The 19837-nt window shown below is 56.9% G+C and carries 21 protein-coding genes; 7 read left to right on the plus strand and 14 right to left on the minus strand.

Annotation, left to right across the window (positions count from 1 at the left end; genetic code table 11):
* Positions 1-88: 88 nt before the first annotated feature.
* The 3 genes from ccrA to ACR0MI_RS09205 all read left to right on the plus strand — a co-directional run bounded on the left by ccrA (position 89) and on the right by ACR0MI_RS09205 (position 2454).
* The gene (gene ccrA, locus ACR0MI_RS09195) at positions 89-1375 is read left to right on the plus strand and encodes a crotonyl-CoA carboxylase/reductase (RefSeq protein ID WP_170614424.1); all 1287 of its coding nucleotides are present in this window, start codon (positions 89-91) and stop codon (positions 1373-1375) included.
* A gap of 202 nt (positions 1376-1577) precedes the next feature.
* Positions 1578-1796, plus strand: a complete 219-nt coding sequence (locus tag ACR0MI_RS09200) for a hypothetical protein (RefSeq protein WP_170614121.1) — start codon at positions 1578-1580, stop codon at positions 1794-1796.
* Complete coding sequence (locus ACR0MI_RS09205) at positions 1735-2454, plus strand: LuxR family transcriptional regulator (protein ID WP_170614425.1); 720 nt, start codon at positions 1735-1737, stop codon at positions 2452-2454. Before ACR0MI_RS09200 ends, ACR0MI_RS09205 begins: the two co-directional genes overlap by 62 nt.
* Before the next feature lie 48 nt (positions 2455-2502).
* Here ACR0MI_RS09205 and ACR0MI_RS09210 read toward each other — a convergent pair whose 3' ends face one another.
* The 3 genes from ACR0MI_RS09210 to ACR0MI_RS09220 form a co-directional block, all read right to left on the minus strand.
* Complete coding sequence (locus tag ACR0MI_RS09210; RefSeq protein WP_170614426.1) at positions 2503-2922, minus strand: excalibur calcium-binding domain-containing protein; 420 nt, start codon at positions 2920-2922, stop codon at positions 2503-2505.
* A 72-nt stretch (positions 2923-2994) separates the two neighbouring features.
* Positions 2995-3402: a universal stress protein gene (locus tag ACR0MI_RS09215; protein WP_170614427.1), complete on the minus strand. Its 408-nt coding sequence runs from the start codon at positions 3400-3402 to the stop codon at positions 2995-2997.
* Between the two features lie 70 nt (positions 3403-3472).
* On the minus strand, positions 3473-3793 hold the full coding sequence (locus ACR0MI_RS09220; protein WP_170614428.1) for an antibiotic biosynthesis monooxygenase family protein: 321 nt from the start codon (positions 3791-3793) through the stop codon (positions 3473-3475).
* A 141-nt stretch (positions 3794-3934) separates the two neighbouring features.
* On the opposite strand from ACR0MI_RS09220, the gene ACR0MI_RS09225 reads away from it, so the two are divergent.
* Positions 3935-4597 (plus strand): hypothetical protein, encoded by a 663-nt coding sequence (locus ACR0MI_RS09225; protein WP_170816936.1) that lies wholly within the window; start codon positions 3935-3937, stop codon positions 4595-4597.
* Positions 4598-4640: 43 nt separating this feature from the next.
* Here the strand turns inward: ACR0MI_RS09225 and ACR0MI_RS09230 are convergent, their stop codons facing one another.
* The 3 genes from ACR0MI_RS09230 to ACR0MI_RS09240 all read right to left on the minus strand — a co-directional run bounded on the left by ACR0MI_RS09230 (position 4641) and on the right by ACR0MI_RS09240 (position 9091).
* Positions 4641-6929: a glycosyl hydrolase family 28-related protein gene (locus tag ACR0MI_RS09230; protein ID WP_480854182.1), complete on the minus strand. Its 2289-nt coding sequence runs from the start codon at positions 6927-6929 to the stop codon at positions 4641-4643.
* A gap of 137 nt (positions 6930-7066) precedes the next feature.
* Positions 7067-7468 carry a DUF4864 domain-containing protein gene (locus ACR0MI_RS09235; protein ID WP_170816934.1) on the minus strand — a complete coding sequence of 134 codons (402 nt, stop codon included), beginning with the start codon at positions 7466-7468 and terminating at the stop codon, positions 7067-7069.
* A 48-nt stretch (positions 7469-7516) separates the two neighbouring features.
* Positions 7517-9091: a lysine--tRNA ligase gene (locus ACR0MI_RS09240; protein WP_170614432.1), complete on the minus strand. Its 1575-nt coding sequence runs from the start codon at positions 9089-9091 to the stop codon at positions 7517-7519.
* A gap of 239 nt (positions 9092-9330) precedes the next feature.
* Here ACR0MI_RS09240 and ACR0MI_RS09245 point away from each other — a divergent pair, with 239 nt between their 5' ends.
* A complete protein-coding gene (locus ACR0MI_RS09245) occupies positions 9331-9738 on the plus strand; it encodes a hypothetical protein (protein WP_170614433.1) in 408 nt (135 codons plus the stop codon).
* 10 nt (positions 9739-9748) lie between these two features.
* On the opposite strand, the gene hemF is transcribed toward ACR0MI_RS09245, so the two are convergent.
* Genes hemF through clpS form a run of 4 tightly spaced genes read right to left on the minus strand, consistent with a single transcriptional unit; the run spans position 9749 to position 12837 of the window.
* A complete protein-coding gene (hemF, locus tag ACR0MI_RS09250) occupies positions 9749-10633 on the minus strand; it encodes an oxygen-dependent coproporphyrinogen oxidase (RefSeq protein WP_480854185.1) in 885 nt (294 codons plus the stop codon).
* Between the two features lie 5 nt (positions 10634-10638).
* A complete protein-coding gene (locus tag ACR0MI_RS09255) occupies positions 10639-11439 on the minus strand; it encodes an SDR family NAD(P)-dependent oxidoreductase (protein WP_170614435.1) in 801 nt (266 codons plus the stop codon).
* Between the two features lie 37 nt (positions 11440-11476).
* A complete protein-coding gene (locus ACR0MI_RS09260) occupies positions 11477-12442 on the minus strand; it encodes a class I SAM-dependent methyltransferase (RefSeq protein ID WP_170614436.1) in 966 nt (321 codons plus the stop codon).
* Positions 12443-12495: 53 nt separating this feature from the next.
* A complete protein-coding gene (gene clpS / locus ACR0MI_RS09265; protein ID WP_170614437.1) occupies positions 12496-12837 on the minus strand; it encodes an ATP-dependent Clp protease adapter ClpS in 342 nt (113 codons plus the stop codon).
* A 91-nt stretch (positions 12838-12928) separates the two neighbouring features.
* Here clpS and ACR0MI_RS09270 point away from each other — a divergent pair, with 91 nt between their 5' ends.
* Together ACR0MI_RS09270 and ACR0MI_RS09275 are read left to right on the plus strand one after the other, a co-directional pair.
* Positions 12929-13630 (plus strand): HAD family hydrolase, encoded by a 702-nt coding sequence (locus tag ACR0MI_RS09270; protein ID WP_170614438.1) that lies wholly within the window; start codon positions 12929-12931, stop codon positions 13628-13630.
* Between the two features lie 278 nt (positions 13631-13908).
* A complete protein-coding gene (locus ACR0MI_RS09275; protein WP_170614439.1) occupies positions 13909-15309 on the plus strand; it encodes a D-alanyl-D-alanine carboxypeptidase family protein in 1401 nt (466 codons plus the stop codon).
* Between the two features lie 59 nt (positions 15310-15368).
* Here the strand turns inward: ACR0MI_RS09275 and ACR0MI_RS09280 are convergent, their stop codons facing one another.
* The 4 genes from ACR0MI_RS09280 to ACR0MI_RS09295 form a co-directional block, all read right to left on the minus strand.
* Positions 15369-16616 (minus strand): hypothetical protein, encoded by a 1248-nt coding sequence (locus tag ACR0MI_RS09280; RefSeq protein WP_170614440.1) that lies wholly within the window; start codon positions 16614-16616, stop codon positions 15369-15371.
* Positions 16617-16788: 172 nt separating this feature from the next.
* Positions 16789-17550 (minus strand): 5-oxoprolinase subunit PxpA, encoded by a 762-nt coding sequence (locus ACR0MI_RS09285; protein WP_170816933.1) that lies wholly within the window; start codon positions 17548-17550, stop codon positions 16789-16791.
* 12 nt (positions 17551-17562) lie between these two features.
* Positions 17563-18561, minus strand: coding sequence for a 5-oxoprolinase subunit C family protein (locus ACR0MI_RS09290; RefSeq protein ID WP_170614442.1), 999 nt, complete (start codon positions 18559-18561; stop codon positions 17563-17565).
* Positions 18561-19307 carry a 5-oxoprolinase subunit B family protein gene (locus ACR0MI_RS09295; RefSeq protein ID WP_170816932.1) on the minus strand — a complete coding sequence of 249 codons (747 nt, stop codon included), beginning with the start codon at positions 19305-19307 and terminating at the stop codon, positions 18561-18563. Before ACR0MI_RS09295 ends, ACR0MI_RS09290 begins: the two co-directional genes overlap by 1 nt.
* Between the last annotated feature and the right edge of the window lie 530 nt (positions 19308-19837).

The raw sequence follows: 19837 nt of genomic DNA on the forward strand, positions 1-19837 counted from the left end.
ATTGCAATGTTACTCGATGGCCAATATTCCATCGGTTAACGGGCGCGATTCTGCGTCGCGGCAAACGAACTGATTAAAGGAGGCCAACATGGCTCTGGACACCGACAGCGGTATCGCGTCGTACGAGGCACCTGAAAAAGACCTCTATGAGATGGGTGAGATCCCTCCGATGGGGTATGTCCCCAAGAAAATGTATGCCTGGGCCATCCGCAAAGAGCGCCATGGCGAGCCTGACACTGCCATGCAGCTGGAAGTGGTTGATGTGCCTGTATTGGACAGCCACGAGGTGCTGGTTCTGGTGATGGCCGCAGGTGTCAACTACAATGGCGTCTGGGCGTCGCTGGGCAAGCCGATCAGCCCGTTTGATGGCCACGGCCAGCCGTTTCACATCGCAGGTTCCGATGCTTCGGGTATCGTCTGGGCCGTGGGCGACAAGGTCACACGCTGGAAAGTCGGCGATGAGGTCGTGATCCACTGCAACCAGGATGACGGTGATGACGAGCATTGCAATGGCGGCGATCCGATGTACTCGCCCAGCCAGCGTATCTGGGGCTATGAGACTCCGGACGGGTCTTTTGCCCAGTTCACCAATGTCCAAGCGCAGCAGTTGATGCCGCGCCCCAAGCACCTGACCTGGGAAGAAAGCGCCTGCTACACGCTGACGCTGGCAACCGCATACCGGATGCTGTTCGGTCACGAGCCGCATGACCTGAAGCCGGGTCAGAACGTTCTGGTTTGGGGCGCGTCGGGTGGTCTGGGCTCTTACGCGATCCAGTTGATCAATACAGCCGGCGCGAATGCGATCGGTGTGATATCAGACGAAAGCAAGCGTGACTTTGTCATGGGGCTGGGCGCCAAGGGTGTACTGAACCGCAAGGACTTCAATTGCTGGGGTCAGCTGCCCACGGTGAACACGCCGGAATATGCCGAGTGGTTCAAAGAGGCCCGCAAGTTTGGCAAAGCGATCTGGGACATCACCGGCAAGGGTGTGAACGTCGACATGGTGTTCGAACATCCGGGCGAAAGCACCTTTCCGGTCTCGACATTCGTCGTCAAAAAAGGCGGCATGGTTGTGATCTGTGCCGGCACCACCGGCTATAACCTGACCTTCGACGTGCGTTACATGTGGATGCACCAGAAGCGACTTCAGGGGTCTCACTTCGCGCATCTGAAACAAGCCGCCTCGGCCAACCAGCTGATGGTCGAACGCCGTCTTGATCCCTGCATGTCCGAGGTCTTTTCCTGGAACGAATTGCCTGCCGCGCACATGAAGATGATGCGCAACGAACACAAGCCCGGGAACATGTCCGTTCTGGTGCAGGCACCGAGAACCGGTATGCGCACACTGGAAGAGGTTCTGGACGCGCGCGACTAAGTCCACGAAGCCAATTTCAGCGCCCGCGAATCACATTTTTGGTTCGCGGGCGTTTCTTATTTTAGAGGGACTTCAATGCTTTCAGAGAGTTGCAATATCGGCCCCGCTATTTTTGGGGAGTAGAAAGCAGTGAATATGCGAAAAAACACTATGCATGCTATGGTTGTGTTAACCCTTCGTTAACCGTTTCGGAGAGACCCTGATGGCGCAAAATGAGTGGATACTGGACGTATTGTCGGACCTCAACGCCTTTGCTTCGGCAAACGGTTTGACCGCGCTGGCCGAGCAGCTTGACGATACCAGGCTGATCGCAGCGGCCGAAATCGCGTCCATGAAGAATGAGGTGCGGGCGCCGGCGGATGGTCACAAGACTCGATTTGAGCCAGATCCTGGAGGATTTGGAAAACACCAGCACGCTTGATGAACTAAGTGCTATCGCTGTTCATCTCAGAGACAAGCTGCAGATTGAACACATCATCTATCACTGGGTTGATGGGGCAGGGGATCAATACGGATATACGACCTATCCCGACGCCTGGGCCGAGCGATATCAGGAAAAGAACTATCACCGGATCGACCCGGTCATAATCGGGTGCTTCCAGCGATTTCATCCTGTTGACTGGAAATCACTGGACTGGTCCGGAAAGGTCGCCAAGGCTTTTCTTCTGGACGCGCAGCAGCACGGCGTCGGCAATCAGGGTTACTCCATCCCGATCCGCGGTCCCAACGGCCAGTTTGCCCTGTTTACAGTGAACCACTCCTGCGATGACGAAACCTGGCAGGATTTCATCTCCGAAAATGGGCGTGGCCTGATCCTGATTGCCCATTACTTCAACCGCAAGGCGCTGGAGTTTGAGCGTGAGCGGCAACCGGACGCTCCACGTGCCCTGTCCCCGCGCGAGATTGACGCGATGACCTTGCTTGCACTGGGATATAGTCGCGCTCAGGTCGCACACTCCCTGTCGATTTCGGAGCACACGCTGCGTGTCTATATTGAAAGCGCGCGGGCAAAGCTGGGCGCGCAGAATACCACCCATGCCATCGCCACGGCCCTCAGCCGGGGACTGATCGTGGTTTGATGGCCTGCGGTTCCGGTTTGTCTTTGTGGATGAGCAGGTGCTCAGCCTTTAGGGCCGGACGAATTTTGCATTACCGACCGAACGCACGCTCGTGGCTGGGGGGCGTTGTTGTGTCTGTCCGGTCGAAGAGGCTTGATTGAGAATCCCGCAGGCGACACCGTCGCCATTTGGATCGTTGCGTTCATGATACCCTGGTTGGCCCCGGACGAATGGTCCCGGGACAATCTTCAGAACGGTGTCACACCCCGCCATCGCCACAAGATGAATAATGGCGTCGTTTCTTTCGTACTCGGACGTCCGCAAATAGATGTTGACGGCGACCAGTGCCGTAGTCAGGGGCAGGGCCAGAACCATGAACAGAATGCGGATCGGGGACAGAGCCCTTTTGCGCGTCGCGTCTGCCCGACGATACCGGTGAGCGGCGCGCGGATTCAGTTCGGGCTCAGGTGGTACGGATCTTTTCAACATTTCGCGCTGATCTTCGCCCGGATTTGTGGCAAAGCTTTGGCCTCGGAATGGCGAATGCTGAAGGACTGAATATCAGCGTACTACGTGAACCGCGCAGGCCGCATGGCGCACCACATGGTTGGCGGTTGATCCAAGCAACAGATCCTGCATGCCCGGTCGGTGGGAAGCGATGATGATCAGGTCAGGTTTATGCTCCTGTGCCCAATCCAGAATCGTCCGGCCGGAATGCCCTTCGACGACAACGCCCCGCGCGTTGGGAATATTTGCTGCCAGTTTGTCCAACTCGGCCTGAATGGCCCTGCGGGCTTCGGTCAGATATTCCGTCGGCATGTACGAGATCGCGTAGCTTGGAATATGTTCAACGACATGCAGCAGCGTGACCTTTGCCTCAGGGGTCGCCAGAATTTGCGCCAGTTTCAGTGGTCCGGACGTGTCACGTTCGACATCGAACGAAATGGGTACAAGAATGTTGTGATACATGACACGAGCCTCCGTTTCAGGTTTTCAGACTGAACCCAAGTTCAGTTGTGGTCTTTGATTCAGGTCAGGATCAGCCGAATGTTTCCGCGACATCATACATGACCGGTTCGAAACTTTTGCACAGCTCATTGATCTTGCGGTTCCGGTCGCGCATCTCGGGAGTGCGGAGCATGGCAAGGAAGTCTTCGCGGCGTTCCCATTGCGAGTAGTTTGCGATCCTGGTTTGGGCATCGTTGACGTGCAGACCGGCGGATACGAAACCCGGTTGTTTTGAGATGAATTCCGCATAGGCATCCGTCAGCGCCTCAAGCAGGTCCTGACAGGTCCCCGGTGTCATTTCGAATGTGGTGATAACAGTCTGAACGCTTGCGGATTTTGAAATCTGTAGCATCTGGAATCTCCTTTGGCTTTTCTCAGCCTAACACAGGAACCGGAAACGTCTCGTGTTTCGTTTTGTGTCTTCGGGAATTAGTTTCCAGAAAACAAACGAAAAACTAACGATCCGTTAACCATGCTCGGGGAAGGTGCGGTCATGATCCGCATCTTGCTTTTCCTTTTTCTGATGACATTGGCCGGTCCGGTTTTTGCCGGGGCCTGGCTGAGGGAACAGAATACCGGCTCTGTCGCGGCTGCAATCACGGGATTCAGGACCGAGGACGGCAGCTACGAATACAAATCGTCACTTTATGCAGAATGGGGGTTACGCCCCGGACTGACGATTGGGCTAGACGCCGAGGAGCACCAACACCTTTATGGCCACGCTTTGATTTTCGCCCGTACTCCGGTCGCGGATCTTGGGCGCAAAGGTCGGTTTGCCGCCGAATTTGGTGTCGGCGCACATCACCGGCAAAAAAGCGCGTGGGCCTTGTACAAGGCGACTGTGTCTTACGGAAATGGGTTTGAAAGCGGTTGGGGAAATGGCTGGATCGCGATCGACGCAGCTTTGGAATACCGCACGCACGATGCGCTGTTTCGCAAACTTGATCTGACGGCGGGGCTGTCATCTCAGCGATGGATCAATCCACTGCTGCAGCTTGAAAGCACATATACCCCCGGCCGTCCGGTTTATTGGAGCGCACGGCCGTCAGTGATGATCCGCCGAAAGGGCGGGAGTACAACTTGGGTTGTTGGTGCCGAACGGAATGCCTTCCAAAGCAACGTCGGGATCAAATTTGCCTTGTGGCGCGACTTCTGATGCGGCGGGAGTTGGCCGTCCTCCGGGGACGGCCATGTCGGCCTCAGCTGTCCATGCGTAGGGTAACGGATACTTCCCCGCTAAGTTGCTCTGGCCAGCGGAGGATCACGTCGCGAGCGCCAAAACCCTGTTCGAGCTCGGCATATGGGCTCGCGTGGCTCACACTGCCAAACACCGTTCTCAGGGGACCAAGCGTGGTCACGGCGTCACACCCCCGCGCTTTGCCCGCGAATGGAAGCTTGCCCACCGACAACACACCCCATGCAAAGGATGGCGTCTGTTGCTTGTGCTGCACCCGAACCGGGTTTTCTGAATCCGTCAGCGTTCCGTGGAATGTATTGTGTTGGAACGTGACATTCATGTGCGCGTTATTGTTCAGGTCCGCAAAGCTCGTGTCCACGCGTTCGGCCTTGTAGATACTCCCGCTCGAAGACCGGAACTTGTTTCCGGTGACGATGAAGCCGTTCAGGAAGTGGCCGGGGCCGTGCGGTCGGATAACGATGAAACTGAACCATGACGGCGCCTCGCTACAGTAAAAAATATTGTCTGTGATACTCAGCGCGCTGAAGGAATAGCCGGACGTATAGGTCGGAGCGGCATCCCGTTCATTCGTCCATTCGAAGTAGCAATTGTCGATGTAGTTCTCAGCAATGGTCGAACTGTTGTAAGTGCGCGTCAGGATCAACCCGGCGGTTCGCAACCCCTGCGGAATGCTGTCGCCCTGAAAGAAATGATTGCCCAGAATCAAGTTTTTGGTGCCGCCCAACAGAGCAAAATGCAGGAACCGAACCGCCCGATTGTGCCGCAGTTTGACATCATTCGCTGTTGCATTGAGGGCGATCGAACGGCGATCGGTAACGTTCAGGGACTCCTCGGCAGACAGGAACTGGCAATTGTCGATCAGCAGGCCCTGACAACCGGTTCCGATGGATGTGATCCCCCGATCCATGGGACGGCTGATAAAGCAATTGCTGACCGCAAACGTGCTGCCGGATGGAGCCAGACGAATGGCGCTACATCTGCTGTTGCACTGAAATTCGATCTCTTCCAGGCTGAACTTCCGCAGCGTGTCGAAGCCGCTGAAATCAAGCAGATACTTGAAGCTGGTGAAGGTGAATGTCTGTGTGCCAGCAGCATTGTAAATCGGCGCGTTCAGCGTGATTTCACCGGCACCCTCGTTCTTCGAGCGGACATAAATCTCGCGCCCGACACCATTGCCCTGAATCAGGGCACCAACCGGAATATTCGCGACGTTAGCGACATTTGTCAGCCGTGTTTGGTCCGCAGGGTTGTAGGTTGCGACCGAGGTGAAGATCTCGGTGTCCCAGGCCGAGCTGCTTTTGACGTCAAACTGACCATTGCGGATCACGCGCCGGGTTGAAAAACCACTTTTCTTATTGGGAACGGCAGCGGCCATGTCGATGGGCTTGCTCACCGAAATCTTGCGCCCGCCCATATCCAGCGATTCATGATCTGAATTGTTCAGCAAAGCCTGAAACGCTTTTTTGAAGCCAAGCTCTTCATCGCCAAAAGCCGATATATAAGTCGGCAGGTCAAAACCTTGGGTCAGCAACAGCATCTTGTCGTCGGGCATTGTAACGGTGCCCGCAAAATCAACTTCTGACACGATGGTTGTGTTTTCTGCCAGCAAATAAGTACCCTGCGGCACAAACACACGACGGCCCCCCGCCGCCTGATCGGCTGCTTCGAACGCAAGGGAATCGTCCACAACCCCATCGCCGACTGCGCCGAAATCCGTGACATCCACGCTGCTGATCATGTCGCGCAGAAAAACACTCGTGATGTCGGTGATCTGAAGATCGTCAATGCGCACCACGGCCCCGTTTGGCCCGTCGATATCCAGACCGAAATGTCCATACAGTGCCTGTGCGCCCCACGCCATGTCGACGCCAGCCCGCTGGCCAGTTCCGACAATGGCGGTAATCTCATGAACTGTGCCGTACCCCGACAATTGCGTGGCAGGCCCCTGTTCGACGACACCGGTCACGTGCACGTCGCCGGCACCACCGGCCCACCCTGCGATCCTGACGGTGGGCAAGGGACCACTGATGGCTTTGACCCGTGCCTTGATCTGCAGGTAACAGCCGGGCAGCAATGGCGTCTGCCCCATATAGCGCAAGTGTTGGGTCGTGCTCACTTTGAGGATTTCAAGACATCTGGCAAAGTTCGGATCCGAGGGCACAAATGCGCCCGTACCCGACCCTGCATATGTCGGAGACCCCGGGGTGCCATCGCCGCTGGACCAGACGCCCAAACCATCTGCGAACGGAGGCGGCATAAACACGATGCCGTCGGTGATTGCCTTGTTCATTCGAATCCCTTTCCCAAGCGCTGCCGATCAGATTGCGGCGCGCACCAGACCATTGCCCGGGTGAATTCCGGGCGCGATAGTCTGGATACCCAATGGGGATTAACCGGGTCTCATGTCACCGTGACGGTCGTGTTGCGTCAGGCTGTGGGGGCTGCTTTCCCCAGCAACTGAACCGCGTTGATTTTCCAGCCGTCTTCCTGCTGAACCATCTGATAGTCTAGGATATGGGTTTGGCCGCGACCATCCACGATCAGAACTTTCTGCCACAACGCCCCGGCAATTTCGCGCAGTTCCAGAAACCGCAGGTCCGACGGGCGCCAGACCATCGGATATCCATTGCGAACCATTGCCCCGAAATTATCGGGGTTTTGGAACAGACGCTGGATGTTCGGGCTGGCGAAAGTAAAGGCGGTATCAAAATCATCGACTTTGAACGCCTGAATCTGCGCCGCTATATTTGCCTCGATTTCGGAGCTTTGGGCAAAAACGCCCGTAGCCATTGCGACAGATAACGATAAGGCAAGTAATGAACGACGCATGGGGGCACCTCCTGACGGAAGGGTAGCCCCATGCGGGATCAGGTCAAATCAGGCCAGTTCTCCGGCCAGCGCTTTTTCGATCAGCGCGATGGTTTCGGGCACGCCATAGAGCGCAATGAAGCCGCCGAAACGCGGCCCCTGAGAGGCGCCAAGCAACACTTCGTACAAGGCGGTGAACCAGCCGCGCATCGGATCAAACCGCTCGCGTCCGATGGAATAAACCACTGATTGCAGCGCCTCATCTTCAATTGGGCCGTCATAAACCTCCAGCGCGGCTTTCAGCGCCTCCAACGCCTCGCGTTCCTGATCCGTCGGTGCGCGATGTTTGCGGGTCGGCTTAACGAAATCATTGAAGTAACGCACCGCAAAGCCTGCCGCCTGATCCAAGTCGGGATGCGTGTCGGCCGTGGCCTCCGGCGCGTAGCGACGGATAAAGCCCCACAGCGCTTCTTTGTCTTCGGCACCAGATACCGATGCCAGATTCAGCAGCATGGCGAACGGAACCATCAGCGTGGATTCAGGGACATCTCCACCATGGATATGCCAAACCGGGTTATTCAATTGCGCTTTCAGATCCTGCCCCGGATAGGCGCGCAGCTGTTGATGATACTCATCATAAGCCTTTGGAATCACGTCGAAATGCATCCGTTTTGCCGTCTTGGGCTTCTGATACATGAAATATGCCAGCGACTCGGTCGGTGCGTAGGTCAGCCATTCATCAATCGACACGCCATTGCCGGAGGATTTAGAGATCTTCTGCCCGTTCTCATCCAGAAACAGCTCGTAAGAAAAATGCTCGGGCGCGCGACCACCCAGGGCCCGGCAGATTGCGTCGTAGATTTTCTCGTTGGTGGCATGTTCCTTGCCATACATCTCGAAATCCACACCCAGCGCCGCCCAGCGCGCACCGAAATCCGGCTTCCACTGCAGTTTGACGTGGCCACCGGTGACAGGAACCGTCCATTCCTTACCGGTCTCATCGTCAAAGGTCACAGTATAGGTCTCGGCGCAGACCTTCTTCATCGGCACATACATCACCCGCCCGCTTTCGGGGTGAAGGGGCAGGAAGATCGAATAGGTCTGCTGGCGCTCTTCCCGGAGGCTTTTGAGCATGATCGCCATGATCTCGTCATAACGCTCGACCGCACGCTTGAGCACTTCGTCAAACTGCCCGGACTCATAAAATTCCTTGGCCGAGTAGAACTCGTACTCGAAACCAAACGTGTCCAGAAACCGCCGCAGCATCGCATTGTTATGCTCGCCGAAGCTGTCATATTCACCAAACGGATCAGGCACCGAGGTCAGCGGGCGTTGCAGATGCTGCTCCAGAATCTCGGGGTTCGGCACATTGGTTGGCACCTTGCGCATCCCGTCCAGATCGTCCGAGAAGCAGATCAGCTTGGTCGGAATATCCGACAACGCTTCGAATGCGCGCTTGACCATCGTGGTCCGCGCGACCTCGCCGAAGGTTCCGATATGCGGCAGACCGGACGGGCCGTAGCCGGTTTCGAACAGCACATACCCCTTATCCGGAGCCCCTTTCTGATAGCGTTTGAGCAACCGGCGCGCCTCTTCAAAGGGCCAGGCCTTGGACGACATCGCGGTTTCACGCAGGTCAGACATTTGCTTTGAACTCCATAGGGAAATGCGCAGGTCGCCCGATGCGACCAACCCGGCCTCTCCTATTGTGCCGGTGCAGCATGAGTCAATAAAGGGCGTTCGTTTTCCCGGCAAATTCGAGCCGTCTGCCAAATGCACAGGGGTAAAACACTGAAAAAGGGCAGGCGACCACGGCTTTACTCGACGCGCAGCGCAATTATTATTTTATATCAGACAACTTGGGTTACACGGAGGCGATCAAGATGCGGATTGCAAAGACTGCGGCTCTGGCGATGTTGATCGTCCTACCGGGGATAGCACAGGCGGTCGGTTTTGGCATTGCCGTGCGGCCCGCGTTTCGGACCACGGTGACGCCGCTGCCAAACGGTGTCTACGAGGTTGCCGCGATCGGCACTTCTGCCCCGGTGGCGTACTGGTGTGGTATAGGGGATTATGCAATCCGGACGCTGAGAACCAAGTCCAACCAACGCATATATATTGCCGGCGCCTATGTGCCCAAAGCAAGGACTGTACAGTTCTCGCTGACACCGCCCGAGGGTGCCGATACCAGCCCGGGCTATTCCGTCACCGTCAAACGGGTAGGCGCGAACATGACGGCGGCGTCGGCACAGGACTATTGCTATGACAATTTCATGGATTTCGGGTTCTGAACGAGATTGATCAGACCCATTTGGCCATAGGCGGCAGGCTCATCAGAACGGCGTCCGGATCGTGCCCGGTTTCCAGTCCGAATTTGGTGCCCCGGTCGTAGACCAGATTGTATTCCGCATAAAGCCCGCGATGCACAAGCTGAGCGTTCTTGTGTGTGTCATCAAAACCCTGGACCCGACGCCTTTCCACCAAAGGCAGGAACGCAGGCAGGAATGCGCGGCCGATGTCCTGGGTCAGGGCAAAATCAGCCTGCCAGTCGCCGGTGCAGTAATCATCCATGAATATGCCGCCAACCCCGCGTGCCCTTTTCCGGTGAGGGATATAGAAATACTCGTCAGCCCAATCCTTCAGCCGCGGGTAATGTCCTGGCCCGTGCGGGTCCAGATGGGCTTTTTGGGTGGCGTGGAAATGCGCAGTGTCCTCGTCATATTCAATGCAGGGGTTCAGGTCTGAACCGCCCCCGAACCACCAGGCATGTGGTGTCCAGAACATCCGTGTGTTCATGTGCACCGCCGGTACGTGCGGGTTTTGCATGTGCGCGACAAGGCTGATGCCCGAGGCCCAGAACCTGGGGTCTTCGGTCATCCCCGGAATACCCTTGCGGGCTGCCATGGCCTGCTGCGCACGCTCGCCCAGTGATCCGTACACGGTCGAGACGTTGATACCGACTTTTTCAAAAACGCGCCCACCGCGCAGGACCGACATCAACCCGCCACCTGCGTCCGATCCATCCTCTGATTGCCGCGTGGTTTGTTTGACTTCAAAACGTCCGGCTGCGGCGTCCGAAAACGGCCCGGTCTCATGTGTATCCTCCAGAGACTCGAACGCATCAACGATTTCATCACGCAATTGGCGGAACCATGCGGCAGCGGCGGATTTTTCGTTTTCGAACATTTGTCTCAGTGCGCTGGAGCGGCGACCGGATCCAGCAGGGTTCGGCCTCCGTCGATTGTCATGATCTGACCAGTAATGAAGCCGGCCGCATCAGAGGCCAGAAACTGCGCGGTTTCCGCCAGTTCGTTCGGAGCAGCAATCCGGGCCAAAGGTGTATGTTTTTCAATGTCTTTGCGAAAATCGCGGTTTTCTTTCAGGGTTGATTGCAGTGACGCGCTCATGACCGAGCCCAATGCGATGGAATTGACGCGGATACGGTTCGGCGCCAGTGCAACCGCCAGAGAACGCGTCATCTGATCCAGTGCAGCGGTCGAGACAGAATAAGCCAGCAAATCGGGGTGCGTGCGCCGCGCCGCTATGGAAGACAAGTTGATGATCGAACCCGCAGGGCCATCATCCTGATCTTCGGCCTGTTTCGTCATGCGTTTGGCAACCAGCTGACTGAGCCGCAAGGCAGGCATCAGGTTTTGGTTCAGCAAATCACGGACCGAGTCGTCTTCCGCATCCAGCGGGTCCGTCTGCCGGACCTGTCTTGATCCATTGACCAGAATATCCACCTGATCGAAGGCATCGATGGTTGCGGAAAGCAAATTGGCAATGGTCAGCTTCTCGCGCAGATCGCCTGCGAAATACCGAATGTTGCTGTCATCTGCCTGTTCCCCCAACTCCTCGATCAATCGCTTTTCGTCCATATCCGCGAACATGACGTTTGCACCCGCATCCGCAAAATGACGGCCGATTGCCAGACCGACGCCGCTGGCACCGCCTGTTACGATTGCGGTTTTGCCTGAAATGGAAAACGACATGAGCTTCCTCCGGAGGTTTGGCGCAGGTTAACCGGGATCACCGGCGAGGGCGAGAGGCGTGGAACACCTTGAAACGGTTGTCACCGGCGACCTCTTCAACTTGCCTGAAACAGTCTGACAACGTGGCCTCATAGGGCAGATGCCGGTTTGCGACGATCCACAGTTCGCCATTGCGGGTCAGGTTGCGTGCTGCCGCCTTGATAAAGTCCTGGCCCAGCGCAGGTTCAGCGCTTCTTCCGGTGTGAAACGGTGGGTTCATTATCACCGTGTCCAAGGGCTCGGGCGCTGTCCACGTCACGGCATCAGCCCAATGAAAACACGCAACCCGAGAAGTCACGTTAGAGCGGGCGCAGGTCAACGCTGTATGATCGGCCTCAACAAGATGCAGCGTGCGAACTTCGGCTCGTTCCAGCAGTTTGGCCGAAAGAAATCCCCAGCCCGCGCCGAGATCGGCAACCCGAGGCCCCGGATTTTCAGGAAGTACCTGCGCCAGCAATGCCGATGCCGGATCAATACCGTCAGCCGAAAAGACACCGGGGGCTGTTAGATAGCCGTCAGCGTGCTGAACTTCCGGCGCGGCCCAGTCGGAAAAGGCCGTTTTGTCGGACTGGAACCAGAAAATCTTGCCATGCGCCTTTGCAATCGGTCCCTCGACAGGCACCCGTTTGCGAACATCTTTGAGAATGCTGTCAACGCCATTCGTTTTGCCGCCGTCGACGACGACCCTACCGCTGGCATGGTGACACGCCTGATGAATCATGGACCGGGCAAGCGCTTTGGCGCGTGGCAAAAAGACAATTGCGTCCTCGCACGGTTCCTCAGATGCCGACGTGACATCGAAACCCAACGTCGCGAAATGGTCGTGGAAGGGTTTGAAGGGCTGAACCAACTGAGTTCCGCGTGGCAGAGCGGAAAGACTGCAATCCGGCGAAGGGCCGATCACGGTCAGCGGCTGCGACAGCACCAGACCGCTTTCCAGAGCAAGATCAATACGTGACGTCATGTGTGATACCGGCAAGAGGTCCGGCTCGGAGCATCAGGCCCGGCCGCTTTTGCTTACTCTTCTCTTTCCATGGTGCATTGCAGGGGGTGTTGGTGCCTGCGGGCGAAATCCATTACCTGTCCCACTTTGGTTTCGGCGATCTCGTGGCTGAAGACACCCACGACGGCAACACCCTTCTTATGGACCGTCAGCATGATCTCGAACGCCTGCGCATGGGTCATCCCGAAGAATCGCTCCAGTACATGCACCACAAATTCCATCGGCGTGTAGTCGTCGTTCAGCAGCAGAACCTTGTATAATGGCGGACGCTTGGTCTTGGGGCGTGTCTGCACAAGGACCGACGAGTTCGCATCGTCGTCCGATTGGTCAGACATCATCCATTGGTAATGCAGCATCGCGTGTAACAATTCGATTCAGGCTTCGGTTTATCTGAGCGCTTATATAACGTCGTTGGCGTCAGAGGAAAGAGCAAGCGGACGTATCGGAATGCATGAAAAACTGACCACCATCGGCTTCGATGCAGACGACACATTGTGGCACAACGAGCGATTCTTTCAGCTCACCCAAGCCCATTTCGCGGATCTGCTGGCCGATCACGCGGACCGCGATCACTTGATGGATCGCCTGTTGGCTGCCGAAAAGCGGAATATCCGGCACTACGGATACGGTATCAAGGGCTTTACCCTGTCCATGATCGAAACTGCGATCGAAGTGACAGAGGATCGGGTGCCCGCATCCGTCATTCGGCAGCTTGTCAATGCGGGGCAGGAGATGCTGGCCCACCCGATCGAGCTTTTGCCGCATGCGCAGGCCGCCATCGAAGGTGTATGTGAAACCCACCGTGTGGTTCTGATCACAAAGGGAGATCTGATCGATCAGGAAAGGAAACTGGCACAGTCGGGATTGGGCGATCTGTTTGATCACGTGGAAATTGTCTCGGAAAAGACACCGGAGGTTTATCGCGGGATTTTCGAACAGCATGGCGATGGTCCGCTGGCTTCCATGATGGTCGGCAACTCGATGCGGTCGGATGTCGTTGCGCCAATTCAGGCCGGCGCATGGGGCGTTCATGTACCGCACGGGCTGGTTTGGGAGGTCGAGCAGGCAGAAACCCCCAGCGACAATCCGCGATTCCACGAGCTTGCGGATCTGGGCGATCTGGTCGATCTCGTCAGGGGACTGACCTGATGTTGCCAATAGGTCTCAGTTTCATAAATTCTTGATCTACCGTGACCAAACCCGAGTCCGGGGTGTGCATCTAGTGGGCGGATTTGGTCGCGCCGCTACATATTGGGGTTTTGTTAGGCGTCACGAATTGGCGAATTGCCCAGCTTTCGGTTTATTTAGCGACAGCCCTGTGCTAGCCTTGTTGCCAACAAAATAAATGAAGCCGACCGGGAAAACCCGGCGGTGCGAGGCAGACAGAGGCAAAGATCGTGCAGATTCGGCGGACAGTTCCAGCCCGAATGGGCTTATTCCTTACAGCACTGTTGTGGTTACTTGTTTTTGTGCCATTGCAGGCCATTGCAGCACCCTACGCGGCGATGGTGATTGATGCGCGCACCGGTGAGGTTCTTCATTCGCGCAACGCCGATACGCGCCTTCACCCGGCCTCTCTGACCAAGATGATGACGCTATACATTGCGTTCGAGGCGGTGCGTAACGGTGAAATCACGCTGGATACGCCGGTTCGGATCACCAGCAAGGCTGCTTCCGAGCCGCCTTCAAAACTGGGCCTGCGGACCGGACAAACCATCGCGTTCCGCTACCTGATCCGCGCAGCCGCAGTAAAATCGGCCAATGATGCGGCCACGGCCATCGGGATTACTCTCAGCGGGTCCGAGGCAGCCTTTGCCCGCCGCATGACGCGGACGGCCAAGGCGATGGGGATGAGCCGCACGACCTTCAAGAACGCGCATGGCTTGACCGAGTCGGGTCATTTGTCGACAGCCCGCGACATGACAACGCTGGGGCGCCATCTGCTTTATGATTATCCGCAGTACTATAACCTGTTTTCGCGTCAGTCGACGCATGCGGGCATTAAGACCGTGCCCAACACCAACCGCCGGTTGCTGGCTGCGTACAAAGGCGCGGACGGGATCAAAACCGGATACACACGGGCTGCGGGCTTCAACCTCGTTGCATCGGCCAAGCGCAAGGATGAACGGATCATTGCAACTGTCTTTGGCGGCAAGTCGGGCGCGTCGCGCAACGCCAAGGTGGCCGAACTGCTGGACATGGGTTTCCGCCGGGCTCCTTCGCGCGCGCCAATTCGCAAACCCGCACGTCCTGCCTATGCAGGAAACGCCGGGCTGGGCAGCGCTACGCAGGTCGCCAGCCTTGTAGGCGCGCCGGAAAAAAGCCTGCGACCGGTCCTTCGCCCAACCGCTGGTGGTGCGGTGCAGGTGGCAGGAACCGTCGCCGAAACAGCAGCCGAGAACGGAGAGCGTATTCAGGACGGGATAGCGGCAGCGATTGCGGCGGCAGATATCGCGCCGACCGCACCTCCTGTCGAAAATTCGGACACGCGTCCGGCGCTTCGCCCGGACAATCTGGTTTTGGCGTCGGCCGAACCTGCAAAGGAGCCCGAACCCGAGCAGGAGGTCGTTACCCGCCTGTCTACGTCAGGTGGGCACCTTTGGGGCGTGAACGTGGGACGCTACACAACCCGGTATGAAGCTGAGAAGATTCTGTTGAAAACGGCGCTGTCGGAGATGACCACGCTGGAAGGCACTTTGCGCAAGGTGAACCAAAGCTCGCGCGGGTTTGACGCCACCTTTCAGGGCATGACCCGCGAACAGGCCGATCTGGCCTGCCGCCGCCTGCAGGCGCGCAATGTCACATGTTTCATGATCGGGCCATCATAAGGTCCGGCATATTCTCTCCTGGATGGGTCTGGGCTGCGAGTTCCCCTCGCAGCCTTTTTTCAGTCGAATACGTGGCCGTGTTCGTATTGTTCATCCTGACCGGCGGCGGCTGTCAGGGCAGCGACGTTGTCCTTGGTGAAGAACCCGTCATACTTGTGGCAGCGTTCGATGTACTCGGTGATCAGCAATGTATTCTTCGAGTGTTTCGAGAAGATCTGTTTAAGGTTTGGGTCGTCTTTGCATTCGCCCACCACATGGGCCAGAAACGGTACGCCCTTGTCCTTGAGAGTGTTCACCACGAAATCGACGTTCTTTTCACCCGCGCCGTGATCGCCATCCAATATTTCGACGGCCATGTGATGCAGGCGACGTCCGAAATTGCGGACAAAATCCTCGGTCGGCATCGGCAGCTTGGCAAATGAGTTCACGAATGACGGTGTGTTGTTGGCTGTGAACACCTTGGCAGGCGATTTCTTGTCGTCATCGACATTGGCGTTCCGGTTCACGTTCGTAGACGAGTTCATGTCAAAGATGTTGTACGCCCCCCAGAAATAGTAGGGAACCATGGTCAGGAACTCGAGGATCGCATCTTCCCGCTCACCGGCCAGAACACGGGTGGCCAGATGGTCGAACCCCAGCATCAAGGGACCGATCTTGGTGTCTTCTGCAAAGGCCGCCGCCTCGTGCAGCCGCTGCTTCTCGGCGTCGCTCAGCAAGACGCGGTCGCCCAGGCCCAGGCTGTCGGGATCATTGAAATCATGTGAGGAATAGCCGACCCGGTTGCAGGTGAAATCCGACGGGGTGGTAAAGCGGAATCCGTCCAGCGTGTAAAACGGGTTCTCGGTATCACCGCTATATTCAAATCGGATGTTCTGATCTTCCAGCGTTTTGCTCAGATCATTCAGGTCCGAGGCCGCGAACACCTCACCCACGTAGCGGGTTTGCGGTGTTTTGCGCGCCAGAGGGTACATGCGGTTGATGCGGGGTATGAAATCCTCGAACGTGTCGCTCAGCGGCGCCATGATGATCAGCGACGGATATTCGGGATGAGAGTGCATTACCGCGAATTTGTGCGTCGCCCCAAGATAGCTTGCCGAGTGGCGATACGGCGTCATCACGTAAAGTTCGACCATCGTGTCGAACAACGCATTCGGTTCGACCTGAATGACAATCGCCCGCATTGGTCCGACCTGATCAGCAATTCCGGAACTGGTCCGCCGCTCATAAATCATTGGCAGATACTCAGCGAAAAATTCGGAATTCTTCTTGTCGCCTCTGGGCTGATACGACATCAGGTCGAAAGACATTTGTGTGCCTCCTTGCGAGAAAACAGGCTGCGACAGGATTGGCCGGACCAACCATCGCGAATTACGTTATTTTAATTACAGTATTCAGAACATGCACTTGCGCACATGCTAGGGGCTGGCCGACAATCGGGCAACAGTAAGATACTGGGGGCAGATGGTTGCGAAGACCTGTCTATCTGGTGAATTTTGTGACCTCGACCCCGCCGTCAATCAGGTTCTGACGTACCGAGCGGGCGATTTGAACAGCGGTCGGTCCGTCGCCGTGCAAACAGATCGTGTCAATCGAAGTTTCCAGCCGCTTCCCGCTTTCGGTGATGATTGCGCCCTCCCGGACCATGTTCAGAATGCGTGGCCCGGCGATGTCGGCGTCGTGAATGAAGGCTCCGGGCAGGCTGCGGTCGACCAGAGTGCCATCATCGTTGTAAGCGCGATCGGCGAAGATCTCGCCCACCCAGTTGCAGCCCAGTTCGCGCACGGCTTCTTCCTGCCGGGTTACTGCCAGAACCATTATGATGATGTCCGGGTCCACGTCCAAGGCACCCTGATAGCAAGCCCGCGCCATGTCTAGATCGACCGAGCACATGTTGGCCAGCGCGCCATGAAGCTTCAGGTGGCGTACATGGGTCCCCACTGCTTTCGCCACCCCAATGGCGGCGCCCAATTGATACCGCACCAGATTGCGCAGGCTGGCATGCGGCACTTTCATGTTGCGCCGTCCGAAGCCCTGAAGGTCCGGGAAGCCGGGATGCGCGCCAATGCCGACGTCATTTTCAGCGGCAGTGGCCATTGCTTTTGCCATCACATCCGGATCGCCCGCGTGAAAGCCGCAGGCTATATTGGCCGAGGTGATGATCTTTAGCAGGTTCTCGTCGTCCCCCAATTTCCAGGGTCCAAAGCTTTCACCCATATCGGCATTCAGATCGACGCGGGGCATCGGCATATCTCCTTAGTCGGTGGCAGAGACGACTCCGCCGATCAATTGGTAAGACAACAGGTCGGCGATGTCATGCGGATCGCGCACAAGTGCCTCGACACGGCCCGGCAGGCGCGCAAGTTCAGATTGGTAAGCGGCATGCAGGTTCAGGGCCTCGTCCATGGTGACAAACGAAAACCGAATCTTTCCACTCGCCGGGGTCTGCGCAGCGCGCGGCAAATCGCATGGTAGAACGGTAGCGATACGCGGGTAACCTCCAGTGGTCTGGCACTCGGGCAGCAGAATGAAGGGGTTTCCAGTGCCGGTCATCTGGATGTCGCCGGGCGTAATGACCTCGGACAGAATATTGAGCTGGCCTTTGGCGGCAAAGCCGTCGCCATCACTCTCCAGTTGCATGCCCATCCGATTGGCCCGCGTGCCCCGCTGGAACTCGGTGGCGGCAAAGCGGTCCAGGGTTGCATTGTCAAACAGAGGGGTCTGAAAACTTCTGACAACGCGCAGTACGCCACCCGAAAACCGATCATCGGGGCGCAGTTTCATCCCAGTATTGCCGTTGTCAGATCCAGCAACCAAAACATCGCCAGGCTGCAATGGTTGCCCGATCCTGGCGGTCAGGTGGGTCGAGCGGGACCCAAGAAAAACCTCGGCATCAACGCCACCGCCCAGATGCAGGTAGCCATAGTTGCCTTGAAGCGCCGCCCCGATTACCAATCGCTGCCCGGTCTCCAAACTGTGCGAGGCGTGCCACGCGACGGCGCTGCCATCAATGCTGGCCTGCATCGGTGCACCGGTCAAAGCGATGCGAATGGTCCGGGTGGCTTCGAACTCCCCCCCGGTCCCCGCCAATTCCAAAGCTGCACATTCCGGGCTTTGCCCCAACAGGGCCGCGCCTTCGTGCAATGCAAGATTATCGGCGGCTCCTGACCTTGAAAGACCTTGATCCAGATAGCCAGAGCGTCCCTGATCCTGGAGCGTGCAAGATGGGCCAATGCGATGGACGATCAGACTCATCAGATAATCTCCTGACAGGTCGCGCCACCTGTGCCGTCACTGTTTGTTGCCTGAATATGTTCCAACTCCTTACGTGAGACGGGTTCGAATTGCATTTCGTCCCCAGGATTCAATGCAAAGCACGGATCGCTCTCGGGCCGGAAACAGCGAAAGGCAGTCTGCCCCACATGCCGCCATCCGGTCGGCGTTGGGCCGGAGAACAGCACGAACTGCGAGATTGCCAGAACCAAAGCCCCTTCTGGCACCATCGGGTTCAAATCCTTCAGTCTGGGAATGTTGAACTCCGGACCCAATGGCCCGAGATATGGCTGCCCCGGTGCAAAGCCGATTGTCAGCACACGAACCCGGGACTGGCCAAGCCGATGAATCGCTTCACTTGCTGTCAGCCCGGCCGCCCTGGCGGCGTCCTCCAGTTGGGGTGCCAGTTCCGTGCCAAATACCGTTGGCACTCGCCACAGCTTGCGGCCCGAAGGCAAAGCAGCATTGTACCAGTCGTGCTGTTTCAGAAGCGCTTGGACGCGAATCTCCAACTCACGATAGTGCAGGCGTAACGGATCGAACCGAATGTAGACCGATGCAAGAGAGGTCGATGTTTCGCACACACCTTCCCAGTTCCGGCTTTCAACTTCTGTCCGAAACGCCAGCGCTGCACGATTTGACCGTTCTGTCATGGTATCGGCGTAGGTCACCAGAATGCCGTCAAGGCCGACGGTTCGAACCATTGGGAAAGGATCAACGGTATTCATGTTTTGCCATAGCCAGCACAGTTTCAGTCGCCCGGGAACCTGACCGCATCTGGCGTGCGTGTGCAAGTGTTTGGCTGGATGTATCTCCGGTTATCGCCTGTTGGCAAATGGGTGCGGGAAATCGATCACCAATGTGCCTTGTTGTGTGAATCGTATCGCCAAACTTGGCGATTCAGACACGAAAAGACCGGCGACTCGCACAATCCGAGTCGTGGCTTCTTGTGTAGTGTATCCACGTAGCCTCTATATATTGTGTGCTGGTGCTGGTCCCCGTACGATTCCAACAAAGGGTTCCGCCTGCTAACCGTGATGAGGGTATGGATTCTAGGGCAGTATGGCATCTTATAATATTGATATTATTTCAGAAAATCGCTCTTCGCAAAAAATTTCCGCAGAACGTGTTTTTTCGCTTGCGGCTGATAAGTGTTATGCTTAGAACCCCCTTCACCGGCGCTGCTGAGGCGGTGCTGACGGGTCGGGGAGACGGCCTGACGGACTGGAAAGACGGTTGAGACGCTCGGGAGAGACCG

It is taken from the genome of Ruegeria sp. D4, from assembly GCF_056534475.1.

Bases quoted from the DNA above. Each gene is read 5' to 3' on its own strand.
- ccrA (WP_170614424.1), top strand. From the start codon at position 89: ATGGCTCTGGACACCGACAGCGGTATCGCGTCGTACGAGGCACCTGAA.
- ACR0MI_RS09200 (WP_170614121.1), top strand. From the start codon at position 1,578: ATGGCGCAAAATGAGTGGATACTGGACGTATTGTCGGACCTCAACGCC.
- ACR0MI_RS09205 (WP_170614425.1), top strand. From the start codon at position 1,735: ATGGTCACAAGACTCGATTTGAGCCAGATCCTGGAGGATTTGGAAAAC.
- ACR0MI_RS09210 (WP_170614426.1), bottom strand. From the start codon at position 2,922: ATGTTGAAAAGATCCGTACCACCTGAGCCCGAACTGAATCCGCGCGCC.
- ACR0MI_RS09215 (WP_170614427.1), bottom strand. From the start codon at position 3,402: ATGTATCACAACATTCTTGTACCCATTTCGTTCGATGTCGAACGTGAC.
- ACR0MI_RS09220 (WP_170614428.1), bottom strand. From the start codon at position 3,793: ATGCTACAGATTTCAAAATCCGCAAGCGTTCAGACTGTTATCACCACA.
- ACR0MI_RS09225 (WP_170816936.1), top strand. From the start codon at position 3,935: ATGATCCGCATCTTGCTTTTCCTTTTTCTGATGACATTGGCCGGTCCG.
- ACR0MI_RS09230 (WP_480854182.1), bottom strand. From the start codon at position 6,929: ATGAACAAGGCAATCACCGACGGCATCGTGTTTATGCCGCCTCCGTTC.
- ACR0MI_RS09235 (WP_170816934.1), bottom strand. From the start codon at position 7,468: ATGCGTCGTTCATTACTTGCCTTATCGTTATCTGTCGCAATGGCTACG.
- ACR0MI_RS09240 (WP_170614432.1), bottom strand. From the start codon at position 9,091: ATGTCTGACCTGCGTGAAACCGCGATGTCGTCCAAGGCCTGGCCCTTT.
- ACR0MI_RS09245 (WP_170614433.1), top strand. From the start codon at position 9,331: ATGCGGATTGCAAAGACTGCGGCTCTGGCGATGTTGATCGTCCTACCG.
- hemF (WP_480854185.1), bottom strand. From the start codon at position 10,633: ATGTTCGAAAACGAAAAATCCGCCGCTGCCGCATGGTTCCGCCAATTG.
- ACR0MI_RS09255 (WP_170614435.1), bottom strand. From the start codon at position 11,439: ATGTCGTTTTCCATTTCAGGCAAAACCGCAATCGTAACAGGCGGTGCC.
- ACR0MI_RS09260 (WP_170614436.1), bottom strand. From the start codon at position 12,442: ATGACGTCACGTATTGATCTTGCTCTGGAAAGCGGTCTGGTGCTGTCG.
- clpS (WP_170614437.1), bottom strand. From the start codon at position 12,837: ATGCTGCATTACCAATGGATGATGTCTGACCAATCGGACGACGATGCG.
- ACR0MI_RS09270 (WP_170614438.1), top strand. From the start codon at position 12,929: ATGCATGAAAAACTGACCACCATCGGCTTCGATGCAGACGACACATTG.
- ACR0MI_RS09275 (WP_170614439.1), top strand. From the start codon at position 13,909: ATGGGCTTATTCCTTACAGCACTGTTGTGGTTACTTGTTTTTGTGCCA.
- ACR0MI_RS09280 (WP_170614440.1), bottom strand. From the start codon at position 16,616: ATGTCTTTCGACCTGATGTCGTATCAGCCCAGAGGCGACAAGAAGAAT.
- ACR0MI_RS09285 (WP_170816933.1), bottom strand. From the start codon at position 17,550: ATGCCCCGCGTCGATCTGAATGCCGATATGGGTGAAAGCTTTGGACCC.
- ACR0MI_RS09290 (WP_170614442.1), bottom strand. From the start codon at position 18,561: ATGAGTCTGATCGTCCATCGCATTGGCCCATCTTGCACGCTCCAGGAT.
- ACR0MI_RS09295 (WP_170816932.1), bottom strand. From the start codon at position 19,307: ATGAATACCGTTGATCCTTTCCCAATGGTTCGAACCGTCGGCCTTGAC.